Origin of the sequence: Ferribacterium limneticum (assembly GCF_020510585.1) — a bacterium.
Classification (GTDB): Bacteria; Pseudomonadota; Gammaproteobacteria; order Burkholderiales; family Rhodocyclaceae; genus Azonexus.
In genome coordinates, this window is record NZ_CP075190.1 from 2,602,632 (window position 1) to 2,619,746 (window position 17,115).

The 17,115-nt window shown below is 60.8% G+C and carries 16 protein-coding genes; 8 read left to right on the forward strand and 8 right to left on the reverse strand.

Features of this window, described 5'->3' with window-relative positions:
- Positions 1-24 precede the first annotated feature (24 nt).
- Positions 25-1,308, reverse strand: a complete 1,284-nt coding sequence (locus KI613_RS12665) for a GGDEF domain-containing response regulator (RefSeq protein WP_226399990.1) — start codon at positions 1,306-1,308, stop codon at positions 25-27.
- Between the two features lie 115 nt (positions 1,309-1,423).
- On the opposite strand from KI613_RS12665, the gene KI613_RS12670 reads away from it, so the two are divergent.
- Positions 1,424-2,215, forward strand: coding sequence for a hypothetical protein (locus tag KI613_RS12670; RefSeq protein ID WP_226399992.1), 792 nt, complete (start codon positions 1,424-1,426; stop codon positions 2,213-2,215).
- Between the two features lie 21 nt (positions 2,216-2,236).
- Here the strand turns inward: KI613_RS12670 and KI613_RS12675 are convergent, their stop codons facing one another.
- Together KI613_RS12675 and KI613_RS12680 are read right to left on the reverse strand one after the other, a co-directional pair.
- Positions 2,237-3,883, reverse strand: a complete 1,647-nt coding sequence (locus KI613_RS12675; protein WP_226399994.1) for a CorA family divalent cation transporter — start codon at positions 3,881-3,883, stop codon at positions 2,237-2,239.
- Between the two features lie 53 nt (positions 3,884-3,936).
- Positions 3,937-5,358 (reverse strand): diguanylate cyclase domain-containing protein, encoded by a 1,422-nt coding sequence (locus KI613_RS12680; RefSeq protein ID WP_226399996.1) that lies wholly within the window; start codon positions 5,356-5,358, stop codon positions 3,937-3,939.
- Between the two features lie 266 nt (positions 5,359-5,624).
- On the opposite strand from KI613_RS12680, the gene ilvB reads away from it, so the two are divergent.
- Both ilvB and ilvN read left to right on the forward strand, forming a co-directional pair.
- Positions 5,625-7,295 (forward strand): acetolactate synthase large subunit, encoded by a 1,671-nt coding sequence (gene ilvB, locus KI613_RS12685; RefSeq protein ID WP_226399998.1) that lies wholly within the window; start codon positions 5,625-5,627, stop codon positions 7,293-7,295.
- 1 nt (position 7,296) lies between these two features.
- A complete protein-coding gene (gene ilvN, locus KI613_RS12690; RefSeq protein WP_226400000.1) occupies positions 7,297-7,608 on the forward strand; it encodes an acetolactate synthase small subunit in 312 nt (103 codons plus the stop codon).
- Between the two features lie 10 nt (positions 7,609-7,618).
- Here the strand turns inward: ilvN and KI613_RS12695 are convergent, their stop codons facing one another.
- Entirely contained in the window at positions 7,619-7,966 is a 348-nt protein-coding gene (locus KI613_RS12695) for a PilZ domain-containing protein (protein ID WP_226400002.1), read from the reverse strand.
- Between the two features lie 176 nt (positions 7,967-8,142).
- On the opposite strand from KI613_RS12695, the gene menB reads away from it, so the two are divergent.
- Positions 8,143-8,967 carry a 1,4-dihydroxy-2-naphthoyl-CoA synthase gene (menB, locus tag KI613_RS12700; protein WP_226400004.1) on the forward strand — a complete coding sequence of 275 codons (825 nt, stop codon included), beginning with the start codon at positions 8,143-8,145 and terminating at the stop codon, positions 8,965-8,967.
- Positions 8,964-9,968, forward strand: a complete 1,005-nt coding sequence (gene menC, locus KI613_RS12705; protein WP_226400006.1) for an o-succinylbenzoate synthase — start codon at positions 8,964-8,966, stop codon at positions 9,966-9,968. Before menB ends, menC begins: the two co-directional genes overlap by 4 nt.
- Here the strand turns inward: menC and KI613_RS12710 are convergent.
- Entirely contained in the window at positions 9,940-10,482 is a 543-nt protein-coding gene (locus KI613_RS12710) for a hypothetical protein (RefSeq protein WP_226400008.1), read from the reverse strand. The two genes, menC and KI613_RS12710, sit on opposite strands and share 29 nt — an antisense overlap.
- 187 nt (positions 10,483-10,669) lie before the next feature.
- Between KI613_RS12710 and KI613_RS12715 the strand changes: the two genes are divergently transcribed.
- The 3 genes from KI613_RS12715 to KI613_RS12725 are packed head-to-tail and all read left to right on the forward strand — an operon-like array spanning position 10,670 to position 14,784.
- A complete protein-coding gene (locus KI613_RS12715; RefSeq protein WP_226400010.1) occupies positions 10,670-12,208 on the forward strand; it encodes a DUF4118 domain-containing protein in 1,539 nt (512 codons plus the stop codon).
- On the forward strand, positions 12,205-12,897 hold the full coding sequence (gene kdpE / locus KI613_RS12720) for a two-component system response regulator KdpE (RefSeq protein ID WP_226400012.1): 693 nt from the start codon (positions 12,205-12,207) through the stop codon (positions 12,895-12,897). The genes KI613_RS12715 and kdpE overlap by 4 nt, the downstream gene beginning before the upstream one ends.
- 9 nt (positions 12,898-12,906) lie before the next feature.
- Positions 12,907-14,784: a potassium transporter Kup gene (locus KI613_RS12725; RefSeq protein WP_226400014.1), complete on the forward strand. Its 1,878-nt coding sequence runs from the start codon at positions 12,907-12,909 to the stop codon at positions 14,782-14,784.
- 101 nt (positions 14,785-14,885) lie between these two features.
- Here the strand turns inward: KI613_RS12725 and phaR are convergent, their stop codons facing one another.
- From phaR to phbB (KI613_RS12740), 3 genes are all read right to left on the reverse strand, one after another.
- Positions 14,886-15,443 carry a polyhydroxyalkanoate synthesis repressor PhaR gene (phaR, locus tag KI613_RS12730; RefSeq protein ID WP_226400016.1) on the reverse strand — a complete coding sequence of 186 codons (558 nt, stop codon included), beginning with the start codon at positions 15,441-15,443 and terminating at the stop codon, positions 14,886-14,888.
- A 131-nt stretch (positions 15,444-15,574) separates the two neighbouring features.
- A complete protein-coding gene (gene phbB / locus KI613_RS12735; protein ID WP_226400017.1) occupies positions 15,575-16,318 on the reverse strand; it encodes an acetoacetyl-CoA reductase in 744 nt (247 codons plus the stop codon).
- Positions 16,319-16,365: 47 nt separating this feature from the next.
- On the reverse strand, positions 16,366-17,106 hold the full coding sequence (gene phbB / locus KI613_RS12740) for an acetoacetyl-CoA reductase (RefSeq protein WP_226400019.1): 741 nt from the start codon (positions 17,104-17,106) through the stop codon (positions 16,366-16,368).
- Between the last annotated feature and the right edge of the window lie 9 nt (positions 17,107-17,115).

The window sequence follows — 17,115 nt, forward strand, 5'->3', positions numbered from 1 at the left end:
TTTTGCGCCTGAGAAAACCAACGCTCAACAGTTTTCTTCGAGGTCCCCGACTGGGCAGAGCGGTGCCTCGCCAGCCGCGCGCAATTTGCGGCATTTCTTGCAGACAGCGGTGAGCCAGCCCTTGCACGACATCATGGAGGTCGGTGACTCATCTGCCAGCATTTCTTTGAGGCGTTCAAAAAACACCTCCTGGTTGATGCTGGTTCCGCCACAACCCGTCATGCTGACCACCCGGTCTCCGCCGGTGAGGTGCGCCGCATCATGGCGACTGATCGCCAGATGCAATAGTTCGTCGGTTGTCGTTGCCGCAGAATCATCGGGCAAGGCGGCGATACCGACACTGACGGTGACCGGAACACGCGTACCCTTTATCGAAATATTTGCCGCCGACATGGCCCGGCAAACGCCACGGGCAAATTTTTCGCTCTGCTCGCGCCCGGCCATCAATGAAATGATGGCGATGCGCCCACCGACCAGCGGCAACATGCTTTCATCCGCGTGGATCTTGCTCGCCAGCAAGCCAAGTATTTTCTGGACGATTTTGTCGGCCAGATCCCAGCCGTAACGAATCCTGAAACCTTCGTAGCCATCCAGCCCGAAAACCAGAACGCCGCGCGGCTGAGCGTTCGCTGTGCTGGCAAGCGAGTCCTCGAGGCACAGCTCGTCAGCTTTTTCAAGTTGTCCGGACGCCGGGGCTATCTCATTCGTGGGCGGTTTGCCGCTCAGATCAGGCAGGCTTTCGACACGCTTTTTGAAATCATTGAGACCGACGTCGCTCTGGTCGCCAAATTCCGCTGCGGCGGTGATCGAATCGGCTTCAGAAACCAGATCGGGCCTGATCAGACGAAGCAGTAGATTCTGAAATTCCTGGCCGGCAGTTCTTTTCGGAATCAACTCGGAAACACCGAGTTGCCTTGCCTGCTCCCGCCCATCATCGGAAAAACTGTCGGAGACCAGCTGAAAATAAGGAAGCTGATTGAGGCGAGCCAATTTGCTCGCCCGCAGACGCTCGACCAATCCGGACCCTTCCAGGGTGGCAATATCCAGCCCGGAAAAGACAGCAATAATCGATGAGTCAAGGACAAGCGTTTGCCACGCCGACTCGGCGTCGCGCTCCTCGCAAACATCAAAATGCCCGCGCAAGAGCTTGCTCAGTGATGCTCGAACCAGCCGCGAAGCGTCCACGATCAGGACTTTCTGCAACGTCGTCATATCTCTTCCGTTCAAAATCGCCTTGGCCACGCGATTATTAACAATGTTACGACTAACGGGATAGTTTAGTCCATTCAGCGAGAAGGCGCTTAACATTACTGACTCTTCGTTCATTTCCCCATGGTCGCAACATTGAACTATTTTCTGCCACTCAATAAGCCTTGCGCTGCCTGACTACTCGCCACGCCACCAGGAAACACCAGCCCGCTCCATGTTCCGCAAATTCCGTATCCTCATTCTGCTGCTTGTCCTTGCTACCGTCGGCCTCGGCGCGTGGCGTTCCAATTCCCGGCTGACCGCCTGGGAACACACCATCCATGTGGCGATCTATCCGATCGCAGGCGACGACTCGCCGGCCACTGCCAGCTACATTCGCGGCCTGAATAACGAAAGTTTTCTGGAGATTGCACAGTGGATGCAGCAGCAGACCGAAAAGCAGGGTCTCGCCATCTTGCAACCGGTGGCGCTGCGTGTTGCGCCGCCGCTCGCCGAGACGCCACCGCTGCGGCCAAACCAGCCGAGCGCGCTCGATGCCATGCTGTGGAGCCTGAAACTGCGCAGGTGGGCGTCGCAGCACGACCAGATCGACGGCCCGAAACCGCATGTCCGGCTTTTCGTGCTCTTTCACGATCCGGCGCGCAACCCGTCGATGCCGCATTCAACCGGCTTGAGCAAAGGGCAGATCGGCGTCATTCACGCCTACGCATCGCGCCAGCAGCGCCGGCAAAACGCCGTGGTCATCACCCACGAAATGCTGCACACCTTTGGCGCCACCGATAAATATGATTTGGCAACGCTGCAGCCGATCTACCCGCAAGGCTATGCCGAGCCGGGACGCGACCCGCGCCTGCCGCAGGAAATGGCCGAGATCATGGGCGGGCGTATACCGCTTGACGAGCAGAACGCCGAAATCCCGACCAGCCTCGCCGATACGCTGATTGGATGGCAAACTGCCCAGGAAATCGGATTCTTACGGTCAACCGGAAAAAACGGCCAAAATTGAAATCGCTTTCCGGCCGTTGAATCAGCGCTCGGTCTTGCCGACCACGCCCCACAGCGCGCGGAACTTGCCGCGCAGCGTCAGCCTTTCGTCCGACAGGGCTTCGAGGAAATCGGACATGCGTTTCGACTTGGCCACGGCAAAGAGCACCAGCCCGATGAATACCGATGTCGCGATCAGCCCGTGCAGGCCGCGTTCAAGCATCGAGCCTTCGCCAAAGGCAATGATGTTCATGCCGAAATAGCCGGTCGTCACCGTCGCGATCAAACCCAGGATCGTGATCACGGTCAGCCGGACGACAGTGTTCGATTGCCTGCGCTGCGAGTCGCTGTCGAGGTAGTGGCTCATCTCGCGGATTTCGTCGCGGACGTCGTCGTACAGCGCGTCGTTGTGCAGATGGTTGGAACACAGCCGATACATCGCCTGCACGTGTGGCCGTTCGGAAAGTTCGTGAAACCAGTAGCGGTGCGTGAAGCGCAGGAAGGTTTCAAAATTGGCGCGGATCCGCCGCTTGAAGCGACGCACCGAAACATCATTGCGAATATCGAGGTCATTGACCGCATCGACCAGCACCTCGGAAAACGCCAGCAACGACGCCCGGTGCAAATGCGCAATCAGGAAAACGATGAAATACTGGTGGCGAAACTGGGCCAGAACACCGCGTTCGCCATCGACAAAAAACGGAAATGCCGTATCGCCGACCACCGTGAAGGCGTTGCCGGTGCACATGAAGCGCGTATTCGGCCCGGCCTCGCAGTCCGTCCAGAAACGGTCATGGCAGTAGCCTTTTTCGAACTCGATGACGCCCGGCTCGTTGATCGGCAACGTTTCATTCGGGTGCAGCATGGTGGCCAGACCGAGGCGCACCCAGTCCTCACGGCTTAGCGTGCGCGGCCGGTCGACGGCAAGAAAGGCCATGACCGGCATGCGTTGGTATTCGATCAGCCGGTAGCGCATATCGCCCTCTTCGTCGGAATGGGCCAGCACCATCGGCCGCAGCAGGCTGGCCCAATGCTCTGAAATGCACGGGCTGCGATGCTGGCAGACGTAGCTCAGGTATTTCTCGCGTTTTTCGGCATCGGAGCGGGCCACGACCTGGCCATCAAGGCCGATCCATTCGGCGAGGTAAACGTTGTGCAACCCCTCGCCCCCCTCCTCCCAGCCCGATGGATAGGCCCGACCGAAACGGAACAGGATGTCGCGAACGGTATCCAGCGGCAGATCGTTGCCACGCACTTCGAGATTGAGCTGCACGATATCGAGATCGTGGAAAAAATAGAGATCGAGATGAACGATGTTCAGTTCGATCGGCGCCTGCCCCTTGCGTAGGGTCAGCCGCAACCGGGCAATATCCTTGCGCCGGAAGACGTGCATCGGCGAGTTGCCCGGCGGGTCGTCCCGCGACGAGTTGCGCGAGCGCCCTTCGCCATACAAAAAGCGCTGCACGTAGGGCAAAAACGAAACGAACTCGCGGTAATGGCGCTCCTTGAACTGGCCGGCATCCTCCATGAATTCGTCATCGATCCGGCGCCATGGATGCGTCTCGGTCCGCGACTCGAAAATCTCCCAGTGGCGCCCCTCGCTACCGGTAATCGCCATCGGCTCCAGTTGCAGCGGCCAGACCAGGCTGGCATGAAAGAGCCGAACGAGACCGTTCTGCGTTTCGGTCATACGATTTTCCCCGCGATTTTCCCCGTGTGCACTGCTCATGCCGACTCCATCGATCAGGAGGCCATTCGTTCGGCCCGGGCGCGATCCCACAGGCGCTTGTTCATTTCCTCGATCGGCAAACCGAAACGGAAGTTTTTATCGAGCTCCCTGAGGATAGGCATCAATTGCATCCCGACCGTACCCAGGCAAGGCCCCAAATCGGCGGGAGCTATCGTTGCCAGCAATTCCTTGAGCTGTGGCACGAACGCATCGCAGCTGGCAAGGCCGGAAGCCTGAAGGCTCGATGCGGCCATGACCCGGTTGCCACCGGCACGGGCAGCCGCGTCGAGGCGCTCATAAGCCAGTTGCAGCAGGGCCTGCTCCGACAACTCGACACCATCATCAGGGACAACCGCGACGCCAACGCTGACCGTCAGATGGATGCGCTGACCCTCGACGGATATCTGCGCGCTGGCCATCGCCTTGCAGATCCGGTTGGCAAATCCGGCGCAAATTGCGGCAGACGATGATCGCGTCACAATCACCACCCGACCATCGGCGAGTTGCCCGATAAAGTCCTCCGGGCGAATTTTTCTCGACAACAGAAAACAGAATCTTTGCGCCGAACCGAACGCCAACTCAGCCCCGTAACGGACCACCAGATCGTCATAGCCATCGAGGCCAAAGGCCAGAACGCCGACCCCATGGCCCTCCAGCGCCTCGGGTAAGGTTTTCGCCAGGTACTCTTCAAGCATTTCCTCGGCGAGCACGGTATCGTCGTTGCCGTAGTTGTCGTCTCCCGACTCGTCGCTCGCCGACGGTTCCAGCCCGGCTATCTGCCCCATGATATTACTGATGCCGATATCGGACTCGCCGCCGAACTGCTCGAACGGCTCTTCAGGCGGTGGAGCTGGCGCACGAAGAACTCCCTCCGTTGCGTCCTCTCGCCATTCCATCTGGGCCGAAACAATGCTTTCGATCGACGGACTGGTCGAGCCTTTGACAATAAATTCGGTGACGCCCAGATTCCAGGCTTCTTGACGTTCGGTTTCAGAAAAGTTGTTCGACACCATCAGCAAAAAAGGAACGTTTTTCAAACGCGACAACTTGCTGTCACGCAGGCGCTCAAGCAGGCCACGACCATCGTCTCTGATCAGGGTCGTTCCCGATATGACGGCAGCAATCGCGCTATCGAGCACCATGGTCTGCCATGCTGACTCGTCATTGTCCTCATCACGCACATCAAAACGCTCAGACAGCTGCTTGGCCAGCGATGCCCGTACGACTCTCGATGCATCGACAATCAGAACCTTGCGTTTATTTGTCATATATATTCCAAATTCGCCAATTATTTCAAATACTTGAATTTCACTACCACTGGGATTGAAGTGTAAACGACGCGGCACCATCCGAGTCAAGATTGCCGGGTGTAAAAGTATGTTGCTCGCGCCTTTGTTCGGCAGCTCTGTGACACTTGATTTTGTTCGAAAGCTCATTCATAGTTCGTAATCCGATTCTGCCTATCCACTGGAAATCCCATGAACGCACGCCGTACCCTCCGCTCTGCCGCTGCCTTTGCAGTTGAGCCGGCTGTCGTGCGCGTGGATTTCGTACGCGTAGTCGTCGTAGTCGTCGTTACGGACACGCCGTCGCGGATCGGGTAAGCAGAAGCAGCACAGAACCCCAAACCCCGCCGGCGCAAACCGGCGGGGTTTTGTTTTTGGAGCCCGCCGGTTGCGCCACCAACCGAAAGGAAAGCTCCATGACCGAAACTCTCACCGGCGCCCAAATCACCGTGCGCCTGCTCGAACGCCAGGGCATCCGCACTGTCGCCGGCATCCCCGGCGGCGCCATCCTGCCCATCTACGACGCGCTCGGCCAGTCGGCCGCCATCCATCACGTCCTCGCCCGTCACGAGCAGGGGGCCGGCTTCATGGCTCAGGGCATGGCCCGCGCCACCGGGCTACCGGCCGTCTGCCTCGCCTCCTCCGGCCCCGGCGCGACCAATCTGCTGACGGCCATCGCCGACGCCAAGCTCGATTCGATTCCGCTCGTCGCCATCACCGGCCAGGTGCCCAAGGCGATGATCGGCACCGACGCCTTCCAGGAGGTCGACACCTACGGCCTGAGCATTCCGATCACCAAACACAACTTCCTCGTCTCGTCGGCCGAGGAACTACTCGAAGTCATCCCGCGCGCCTTCCAGATCGCCGCCTCGGGCCGCCCCGGCCCGGTGCTGATCGACATCCCGAAGGACGTGCAGACGCAGGCCATCGAAATCAGTCAGTGGCCGGAACCCGGTCGTGCGCTGCCCGCCCCGGTTGCCGATCCGGCGCTGATCGAACAGGCCGCGGCGATGATCAATGCAGCCGAACGGCCCATCCTTTACCTCGGCGGCGGCGTCATTCATTCCGGCGCATCGGCGGCGGCGATTGAGCTGGCCGAAAAAGCCAGTCTGCCGACCGTCATGACGCTCATGGCGCTCGGCGCCATGCCGGTCGATCACCCGCTGGCGCTCGGTATGCTCGGCATGCACGCGGCGCGTTACACCAACCTCGCGCTCGACGAATGCGACCTGCTGATCGCCGTCGGCGCCCGCTTCGACGACCGGGCCACCGGCAAGGTCGCAGCCTTCTGCCCGCAGGCGAAGATCATCCACATCGACATCGACCCGGCCGAACTCGACAAGATCAAGACGGCGCACATCGGTATCACGGCCGACATCGGCGAAGCGCTCGGCCAGTTGCTGCCGGCTGTATTTCAAAATTCGCGGAAAATCTGGGTTGACCGTAGCAATGCCCTGAAAGCCGAGTTCCCGTTCGATCTGCACAGCACCGATAATCCCCGTTCGCACTTCGGCCTGATTCAGAGCGTCGCCGCCTGCCTCGACGACGACGCCATCATCGCCACCGACGTCGGCCAGCACCAGATGTGGGTCGCCCAGGCCTACCCGCTGCGCCGTCCGCGCCAATGGCTGACCTCCGGCGGCCTCGGCACCATGGGTTTCGGCGTGCCGGCGGCCATCGGCGCCGCGCTGGCTGAACGCGGGCGCACCGTGGTCTGTTTCACCGGCGATGGCTCGATCATGATGAACATCCAGGAACTGGTTACCGCCGCCGAGGAAAACGTGAACATCAAGATCTTGCTCATGGACAACGCCACGCTCGGCCTTGTCCATCAGCAGCAGACGCTGTTCTACGGCGAGCGGCTGTTCGCCTCGCAGTTCCGCTCGTCGCCGGATTTCATCAAGATTGCCCAGGGTTTCGGCATCGCTGCCGTCGACCTCGATACCTCGGCCAATCCCTGTGCGACGCTCATGGAGGCCATTTCCCGCCCCGGCCCCTGCCTGATCCACGCCAGCATAGCCGCCGAACAGAAGGTCTATCCCATGGTGCCGCCGGGCGCCGCCAACCGCGACATGATTGGAGCCTGAGATGAACGCCATCAACCGTAACGAACAAAACGCCATCGCCCGCGCCGTGCTCGAAATCGACGTCAACAACCACGCAGGGGTCATGTCGCACGTCGTCGGCCTGTTTTCGCGCCGATCCTACAACGTCGAAGGCATCCTCTGTCTGCCGGTTGGCGACGGCCACCACAGCCGCATCTGGCTGCTGGTCAACGAAGACCTGCGGCTGGCGCAGATGATGAAACAGGTGGAAAAACTCGAGGACGTCATCGCGATCCGTCGGCACAACGCCGACCACGCGGTATTTCAGGATTTGGAGACCTTCTTCCGGCCGTAACCGGGAGCGATCAGGAAGCTGCCGGGGTTTCCCGGCACTTCCGCTTGTATTCGCGGATCAGCTCGAGTTCGTCGTCGCTGATCGACTCGAAGCGCAGGCCGACCAGCCGGCGTTCACCAACGCGGCGAATGCGCATGATGCTGACGTAGGCTTCGACCCGCCCGCCGAGATCGGGCGAATCGATCCGGCAGACGCCGACTTCACCGCTCGGCTTGGCGCCGAGAACGGCCGCGTCGATCAGCACGCCGATACCGGAAACCGAAATGTCAGCCGCCGGCAACTCAAGGTGCATGCCACCCAAACTCAGGGAGACGTGGCCTTGGAGGAATACACGAGGGGAGCGGCGACGTTCTTTCACGATAGATTTCCAGCACAACACTAGACAGACATTTTTGCACGTGCGTGGTTCAAACGCACGACAATTACATGGATTTACCATAGCCACTCTGCGCTGCGAAATCCAGCGCCCGGCGCCGATGCCGCCCCGCCAAGGCCCGGCTATACTCTGCCTTCCTGCCCCATCATTCGCGAACCATGACCCACAGCATCAGCTGGCAAAGCACCCACACCTACACCGATATCCTCTACGAAACGGCCGAAGGCATCGCCAAGATCACCATCAACCGCCCGGAACGGCGCAATGCCTTTCGCCCGGAAACGGTCAGTGAACTGATCGATGCCTTTCACTGCGCCCACCGCGACAACAGCATCGGCGCCATCATTTTGACCGGCGCCGGCAACGAAGCTTTCTGCTCCGGCGGCGACCAGAAGGTACGCGGCGCGGAAGGCTACATCGACGAAGGTGGCACGCCGCACCTCAATGTGCTCGATTTGCAGATGCAGATTCGCCGGCTGCCCAAACCGGTCGTCGCCATGGTCGCCGGCTTTGCCATCGGTGGCGGCCACGTCCTGCACCTCGTCTGCGACCTGAGCATTGCCGCCGACAACGCCCGTTTCGGCCAGACCGGACCGCGTGTCGGCAGCTTCGATGCCGGCCTCGGTGCCGGGCTCATGGCGCGGACCATCGGGTTAAAACGCGCCAAGGAAATCTGGCTGCTCTGCCGCCAGTACGACGCGGCCACGGCGCTCGACTGGGGCCTGGTCAATGCCGTCGTTCCGGTGGAAAAACTGGAAGAAGAAACGGTGAACTGGTGCCGCGACATGCTCAAGCTCTCGCCCATGGCGCTGCGCATGATCAAGGCCGGTTTCAACGCCGATACCGACGGGCTGGCCGGCATCCAGGAACTGGCCGGCAACGCCACCGGTCTGTTCTACATGAGCGAAGAAGGCCAGGAAGGCCGCAACGCCTGGCTCGAACGCCGCCCGCCCAACTTCGGCAAGTATCGCAAACGGCCGTGAAAATTATCGGCGCCGACTGGCTGCCCTACGCCCTGCCGCTCAACCGCCCGTGGCAAACCAGCCGCGGCGAGTTAAATCAGCGCGAAGGCCGCCTGCTCCGCCTGCAATCGGCCGACGGCCTGACCGGCTGGGGCGACTGCGCGCCGCTGCCCGAATTCGGCATCAGCGAGACATCCGCCACGGCCTTCGCCGAAGAATGCGCCCACCTCGATCTGATTGCCCAGCAAGCCGAGTTGCCGCTCAACGCTTGGCTCAGTGGCGAGGCGCCAGTGAGCAATCTCACGGTCAACCGGAATTTCGGGCCAATTTTAAAGTGCGCTCCCGACGCACTGGCCGATGCTGCTGAGACCGGTTTCAGCGTCCTCAAGCTCAAAGTCGGCATCGCCCCGGTCAACGATGAAATCGCCGCCCTGCACCAACTCGCCAAGTCGCTTCCGGCCGGGCTGCGCCTGCGCCTCGACGCCAACCGCGCCTGGAATTTTGCCGACGCCGAAAACTTCGTCGCCGCCTGCGCCGGACTGCACATCGAAGGTCTCGAAGAACCACTGGCCGAACCAGCGCCGGTTTTACTGCAAAAACTGCAGTCGACCGCAGCATTCCCGCTGGCCATCGACGAATCGATCCATCTGCTCGACGCCCACTTTTTCCGCCACCCGCCGGTCCGTCGCATCGTCATCAAGCCGGCCCGCCACGGCGGATTGCTGGCCAGCGTCGAACTCGCCCTGCGCGCCCGCGCCTCGGGCATTGAAGTCATCGTCACCTCCAGCCTGGAAAGCGCCTGCGGCCTGCTCGCCTGTGCCCATCTCGCCGCTGCCGTGGCGCCAGACGCCGTGCACGGTCTGGCCACGGCCGACTGGTTTGCCGAAGATACGGGCAGCAAGCCGGCCATCGTTGGCGGTCAGTTGCAACTACCGACCGGCCCCGGACTCGGCTTTCACGCCTTCAAGTCCCAAGCGTCAATATTAGCCCCGGCTACAAGCCCAGACGCCCCTGCGTCGTAAACACCTTGTCGGCCACGCCGTGCCCGATCGCATCGATCTGGTCGAATATGCCCGTCTCGAAACCGCTCAGCCTGACGCCGGTCAAGTCGGCCCAAAAACTGGCGACCTTGCCCGGCGTCACCGGCTGGCTCGACCCGTCAGGCAAATTCAGCATTGCTTCGAAACCTCTCAGCCAGTGATCGCCAGGCGCATAACGCGAGCCGATGTACTGGAGTTCATGGGTCGCATCGTCCTTTTCCAGCGGCGACCATATGCCGAGGACGTTGCAGATGAAAGCGCTCCCGTCCGGCAAGGGAATGCATGATGCAGCGTGCTTTTCGTGATGGGCATCCAGGCTGAAACACAGCGTTGCCAGCCCCTTTTCCTGCAGCGCCGGCAAAATTCGGTGGGCGATCAGCCACGACTCGATGGCCGTGGTGCCGGACATGATCAGCTTCGCCAGTTCGACCCCGCTTTGCGCCTGACCGACCAATTGCCTGGCGCTGTTTGGCCAATCGAATGAGAACGTATTCACCGGATAACCCTGCCTGGAAGAATGGTATCCGCCCATTTTAGTGCGCTGTCATCCGTCCGGATGCACATTTTTATCTGCCACCAGCATTCAAATCTTTACGACATTTTTACGCCGGGATGGCGAGAATACTCATCGTTTGTTGTTGCGAAGCCGTCGGCTGGAAATGTCGGATTGCAGAGAGAAAATTATGAACAGCGAAAGCCCAGCAGTCACGCCACCGCCAGAGCGTTTCAAGCCCTGGCAGCGCACGCTGCTCACGGTCCTGGCCTGCGCCGCGACTACGCTGGTGGCGACACCGCTGCTCGGCTATCTCGATCTGGCCAATATCGTCATGCTTTTTCTGCTCACGGTATTGCTCGTCGCCATCAGTTTCGGGCGCGGCAGCGCGGTGCTCGCCTCGATTCTCGGCGTCCTGCTCTTCGACATCTTTTTCGTCCCACCGCGCTTTTCGCTGGCCGTCGAAAACATCCAGTATCTGGTGACCTTCGCCGTCATGCTGATCACCGGCCTGATCACCGGCCAACTGGCGGCCGGCCTCAAACATAAAGCGCGTGAAGCGCAGATGCGCGAGCAACGCACGCAGGCGCTCTACGATGCGGCCCGGCAACTGGCCGGCGCCCTGACCCAGGCGCAGGTCGTCGACATCGCGCGCAGCTTTACGCTGGCGCAGCTTGAGGCTCAATCGCTCATTCTGCTACCTGACGATCACGGCCATCCAACGCTGGCGACCTCCGCCGCCCCGGCCTGCAAGGTCAATCCGTTGCTCGCCAACATTGCCCAGGACAGTGGCAAGACGGTCCGCAATCATGAAATGTCCGGCAGCAGTTACGCTGCGCTCTACCTGCCCTTGCGCGCTTCGATGCGCACCCGCGGCGTGCTCGCCATTGCCTTCCCGGCCGAAGTCGTCAGCGTGCCCGACGAGCACGTTGCCCTGCTCGAAGCGCTCGCCTCGCTGATCGGCATTGCGCTCGAACGGCTGCATTACGTCGATGTCGCCCAGTCAACGCAGTTCAAGATGCTTGCCGAGCGGCTGCGCAGTTCCATCCTGTCGGCGCTCTCGCACGACTTGCGGACGCCGCTGACGGCGCTGGTCGGGCTGGCCGATTCGCTCTTCCTGATCAAGCCGGCGCTGCCCGACACCGCCCTGGAAACCGCCCAGTCGATGCACGAACAGGCCGCCCGCCTGGCCAACCTGGTCGGCAACCTGCTCGACATGGCGCGCCTCAATGCCGGCGAAATCAATCTGCGCCGCGAATGGCAACCGCTCGAAGAGGTCATCGGCGCCAGCATCAAGCTCATCGAAAGCGCCCTCGTCGCCCACCCGGTCAAGGTCAGTCTGCCGCCCGACCTGCCGCTGCTCGAATTCGATGCCGTGCTGCTCGAACGCGTCTTCTGCAACCTGCTTGAAAACGCCGCCAAATACGCCCCGCCGAACACCAACCTCGAGATCACGGCGCAGCCGGCCGGCGAGTTTGTCGAAGTCGCCACCAGCGACCGCGGCCCCGGCTTTGCGGAAACCGACAACGACCGGCTGTTCGACATGTTCGTGCGCGGCGACAGCGTTGCCGGCAAACCGGGCACCGGCCTTGGCCTGGCCATCTGTCGGGCCATTATCGAAGTCCATGGCGGCACCATTCGCGCCACCAATCGGCCGGAAGGCGGCGCCTGCGTCAGCTTCACCCTGCCGCGCGGCACGCCGCCCGTCCTTGAGGAGGAAAGCGTATGAACACGCCCAAACCCAAGGTGTTGCTCATCGAAGACGAAAAGACCATCCGCCGCTTCGTCCGGGCGGCCGTCGAAGAGGAAGGCTGCGCCGTGAGCGAAGCTGAAACGATGGCCGGCGGCCTGATCGAAGCCGGCCTCCAGAAGCCCGACTTGCTCATCCTCGACCTCGGCCTGCCCGACGGCAACGGCATCGACCTGATCCGCGACCTGCGTGGCTGGTCGGAAGTGCCCGTGCTGATCCTCTCGGCCCGCACCCAGGAAAACGACAAGATCGACGCCCTCGACGCCGGCGCCGACGATTACCTGACCAAGCCGTTCAGCGTCGGCGAGCTGCGCGCCCGCGTCCGCGCCCTGTTGCGCCGCCGCCTGCGCAGCGGCGAGGGGGCAACGCCGGTTGTCGAATTCGGCGAGGTCGTGGTCGACCTGTCCCGCCGCCTGGTGCTGCGCGCTGGCGAAGCGGTGCATCTGACGCCCATCGAATACCGCCTGCTGTCCACCCTGCTCGGCCACCCCGGCAAGGTGCTGACCCAGCGCAACCTGCTGCGCGAAATATGGGGTCCGTCCTACGTCGAGAGCAGCCATTACCTGCGCGTTTACGTCGGCCATCTGCGCCAAAAACTAGAGAACGATCCAACCCAGCCCGCCCATTTTTTGACCGAAACTGGCGTCGGCTACCGCTTCCAGCCGTAAGGAATCAGCATGCAAACAACCGACAACAAGCGTCTCGCCACGCTGACCCTGGCCGCCCTCGGCATCGTCTATGGCGACATCGGGACCAGCCCGCTCTACGCCATCAAGGAAGTCTTCGGCGGCGCCCATCACCCGGTGCCGATCACGCCTGACAATGTCCTCGGCGTGCTCTCGCTCTTCCTCTGGTCGCTGCTCATCGTCGTCACGCTGAAGTACGTGTCCTTCATCATGCGCGCCAACAACAAGGGCGAAGGCGGCATCATCGCGCTGATGACGCTGGCCCTGCACAACGGCAACCCGGCGTCGCGCCGGCACAAGCTGCTGATCGCCCTCGGCCTGTTCGGCGCCGCGCTGTTCTACGGCGACGGCGTGATCACCCCGGCCATTTCGGTGCTCTCCGCCGTCGAAGGGCTGGAGATCATCACGCCAGCCTTCAAGCCCTATGTGCTGCCGATCACGCTGAGCATCCTGATCGGCCTGTTCTTCTTCCAGCGTCGCGGGACGGCCAGCGTCGGCGCCCTGTTCGGCCCGATCATGGTGCTCTGGTTTGCCGTGCTGGCCAGCTTCGGCGCCATGGCCATCATCGAGCACCCGGCTGTGCTGGCTGCAGTCAACCCGATTTACGGCCTGAATTTCCTGCTCGGCAATTCGGTTCTCGGCTTCTTCGCGCTCGGCGCCGTCGTCCTCTGCATCACCGGCGCGGAAGCGCTCTATGCCGACATGGGCCATTTCGGCGCCAAGCCGATCCGCTACGCCTGGCTCGGCTACGTGCTACCGGCCCTGGTCATCAACTATTTTGGCCAGGGCGCGCTGCTGCTCAACAATCCGGAAGCCGTCCAGAATCCGTTCTACCTGCTCGCCCCCGACTGGGCGCTCTACCCGCTCGTCATCCTGTCTACGGTGGCGACCATCATCGCCTCGCAGGCGGTCATTTCCGGCGCCTTCTCGATCACCCAGCAGGCCATCCAGCTCGGCTACACGCCGCGCCTCGAAATCCAGCATACCTCGGACCGCGAAATGGGCCAGATCTACCTGCCGGCCATCAACTGGCTGCTGCTCATCGCCATCATCGGGCTGGTCATCGGTTTCAAGACTTCATCGAATCTGGCCGCCGCCTATGGCATCGCGGTGACCGGCACGATGCTGATCACCAACCTGCTGGCCATCGCCGTCGCCATCCGCCTGTGGCAGTGGAGCCCGTGGCGCGCCGTGCTTGGCGCCCTGCCCTTCATCGTCATCGACCTCGGCTTCTTCCTCGCCAATTCGGTCAAGATTCCCGATGGCGGCTGGTTCCCGCTGGTCTTCGGCCTCGGCGTCTTCATCCTGCTGACCACCTGGAAACGCGGCCGCGAACTGCTCCATGAGCGACTGGCGGCCGATGCCCTGCAACTCAAGCCATTCATCGAAGACATCGCCGGCGGCGGCATCGAGCGGGTGCCCGGCACCGCCATTTTCCTGACGCCGGACCCGGAAGCCGTGCCGCACGCCATGCTGCACAGCCTCAAGCACTTCAAGACGCTGCACGAACAGGTTGTGGTGCTCAGCGTCTCGGTGTTCGACGTACCGTATGTGCCGGATATTGACCGCGTCGAAGTGCGCAAACTGGCCGGAAATTTCTCACAGGTCGTCGTCCAGTACGGCTACAAGGACGAACCGGATATCCCCGCTGCCCTCGCTCTGTGCGGCGAGGCCGGGCTGCACGTCGACATGATGGACGCTTCTTTCTTCCTCGGCCGTGAAACGCTGATCCCGAAACTGAAATCGGATATGGCCTACTGGCGCGAACTACTTTTCGTCGCGATGTTCCGCAACGCCGGCAGCGCGACGGCCTATTTCAAGATTCCGTCGAATCGCGTGGTCGAACTGGGAGCGCAGATTGTGCTGTAACCGTGGATTCGACGGTCAACCGGGATTGCTACGGTCAACCGGAAATAACGGCCAAAATTGAAATGCGCCGTGGCGGGCAGATCACCTGCCCGCAAAGCCCTTTATTCGGGCTTGTCGCCAGGATTGTACTGAAAACCCGTGAACATCGTCCTGGTCTGGGTCTGCATCTGGTCCTGCATCGACTGAAACATTTTTTTTGACTGATCCATATAGGCAGTCATCATGTTCTGCATGGCCGGCTGCTGGAAATTCAGGAACTGGTTCCAGAAATCCGTCTGCATGTGGGTATTGTCGCCGCCGTTCGGGCCGTACATGGTCTTCGACTGTTCCTGCAACTTGCCCTGGAAGTCCACGAAGGTCTTCATGTTGTTTTCCAGGTACTTGCCGAGCATGCCCTGCATCGTGCTGCCGTAGAAACGGATGAAGCCGGAAAGCAGTTCGCTCGAGAACAGCGGCATGCCGCCCGACTCTTCTTCGAGGATGATCTGAAGCAGGATGCTGCGCGTCAAATCTTCATCGGTCTTGGCGTCGAGCACCTTGAACACTTCGAACTTGAGGACCAGTTCCTTCACATCGCCCAGCGTGATGTACGCACTCGTCTTGGTATCGTAAAGACGACGATTGGGGTATTTCTTGATCAGGCGTACCGGTTCCGTCATGCTTTGATCCTTCAGGACAGGTTTGTGTGCAGTGCAACATTATAGCAATAAAAACGGGCGCTTATGGGCGCCCGTTCCTGTTGCATTGCAGAATTTCGGCAAGATTTCATGCCGAATGCCGCAACCCTGTATTACTGGTAGTACAGACCGCCGTTGATGTTCATCGTGGCGCCGGTCATGAAGGCAGCCAGATCGGAAGCCAGGTAGGCGCAGGCGCCACCGATTTCTTCCGGCTTGGCCAGACGCTTCATCGGCACGGTGTCGATGATGGACTGCAGCACTTCCGGCTTGATCGCCATGACCATCTTGGTGGCAACATAGCCCGGGCAGATGGCGTTGACGGTCACGCCCTTGGCGGCCAGTTCGGCAGCCAGTGCCTTGGAGAAGCCGATCACGCCAGCCTTGGCAGCAGAGTAGTTGGTCTGGCCAGCCTGACCCTTGACGCCGTTGACAGAGGAGATGTTGATGATGCGACCCCAGCCACGCTCGGCCATCTTGGCGGAGACTTGCTTGGTCATGTTGAACAGCGAGGTCAGGTTGGTGGCGATAACCGCATCCCAGCCGTCCTTTTCCATCTTGGCGAACATGCGGTCGCGGGTAATACCAGCATTGTTCACGAGGATGTCGACCTGGCCGCAAGCGGCTTCAGCTTCGGCAACCATCTTCTGGCAGTCTTCCAGCGACGAGACATCGCCAGCAACACAGACGAAATCCTTGAAGCCGGCTTCAGCCATTTCAGCCAGCCAGGCATCCTTGTTGTCGAATTGCGGATGGTAAGAAGCGACCACCTTGTGGCCAGCCTTGGCCAGTTCCTGACAGATTGCGGTTCCAAGACCACCCATAGCGCCGGTAACGAGAGCAACACGTTGAGTCATAGTTATTCCTTCCTTGATTAAATAGAGCGGGGTAAAAACTGCGGTGGTCAGTACATGTGCTGACCACCGTTGATGGAAATATTGGCCCCGGTCACGAACGCCGCTTCGTCGGAAGCAAGGTAGGCGACAAGGCCGGCGATTTCTTCCGGCTTGCCCAGGCGATTGACCGGAATCTGCGGCAGAATTTTGGAATCGAGGATTTCCTGCGGGATGGCCGTCACCATCTTGGTGCCGATATAGCCCGGGGAAATCGTGTTGACCGTAACCCCCTGCTTGGCGACTTCCAGCGCCAGCGCCTTGGTAAAACCATGCATGCCGGCCTTGGCCGCCGAATAGTTGGTCTGTCCGAAGGCGCCCTTCTGGCCATTGACTGAACCGACATTGATAATGCGCCCCCACTTGCGCTCGACCATGCCCTCCATGACCTGCTTGGTCATGTTGAAGACGGAGTCGAGGTTGGTGTGGATGACGGCATCCCAATCAGCCTTGGTCATTTTCTTGAAGGTCATGTCGCGGGTGATGCCGGCATTGTTGACCAGTACGTCGACCGGGCCGACGTCCTTGCTCACCGCTTCGACACACTCGTGGGCCGAATTGAAATCGGTCACATCGCACGGGTAAGCCTTGAAGCCGTAACCCATGTTGTTCATTCCCTTGAGCCAATCCTGAACCTTGGCATTGCCCGGCGAATAGGTCGTGACAACCTTGAAACCCAATGCGGCCAGCTTGATGCAGACTGCCTCGCCGAGACCACCCATTCCACCAGTAACCAGTGCAACTCGCGACATTGTTATACC

Excerpts from the sequence above, each read along its gene's own strand:
- KI613_RS12665 (WP_226399990.1), bottom strand. The coding sequence starts at position 1,308 with ATGTTAAGCGCCTTCTCGCTGAATGGACTAAACTATCCCGTTAGTCGT.
- KI613_RS12670 (WP_226399992.1), top strand. The coding sequence starts at position 1,424 with ATGTTCCGCAAATTCCGTATCCTCATTCTGCTGCTTGTCCTTGCTACC.
- KI613_RS12675 (WP_226399994.1), bottom strand. The coding sequence starts at position 3,883 with ATGACCGAAACGCAGAACGGTCTCGTTCGGCTCTTTCATGCCAGCCTG.
- KI613_RS12680 (WP_226399996.1), bottom strand. The coding sequence starts at position 5,358 with ATGAGCTTTCGAACAAAATCAAGTGTCACAGAGCTGCCGAACAAAGGC.
- ilvB (WP_226399998.1), top strand. The coding sequence starts at position 5,625 with ATGACCGAAACTCTCACCGGCGCCCAAATCACCGTGCGCCTGCTCGAA.
- ilvN (WP_226400000.1), top strand. The coding sequence starts at position 7,297 with ATGAACGCCATCAACCGTAACGAACAAAACGCCATCGCCCGCGCCGTG.
- menB (WP_226400004.1), top strand. The coding sequence starts at position 8,143 with ATGACCCACAGCATCAGCTGGCAAAGCACCCACACCTACACCGATATC.
- KI613_RS12715 (WP_226400010.1), top strand. The coding sequence starts at position 10,670 with ATGAACAGCGAAAGCCCAGCAGTCACGCCACCGCCAGAGCGTTTCAAG.
- kdpE (WP_226400012.1), top strand. The coding sequence starts at position 12,205 with ATGAACACGCCCAAACCCAAGGTGTTGCTCATCGAAGACGAAAAGACC.
- KI613_RS12725 (WP_226400014.1), top strand. The coding sequence starts at position 12,907 with ATGCAAACAACCGACAACAAGCGTCTCGCCACGCTGACCCTGGCCGCC.
- phaR (WP_226400016.1), bottom strand. The coding sequence starts at position 15,443 with ATGACGGAACCGGTACGCCTGATCAAGAAATACCCCAATCGTCGTCTT.
- phbB (WP_226400017.1), bottom strand. The coding sequence starts at position 16,318 with ATGACTCAACGTGTTGCTCTCGTTACCGGCGCTATGGGTGGTCTTGGA.
- phbB (WP_226400019.1), bottom strand. The coding sequence starts at position 17,106 with ATGTCGCGAGTTGCACTGGTTACTGGTGGAATGGGTGGTCTCGGCGAG.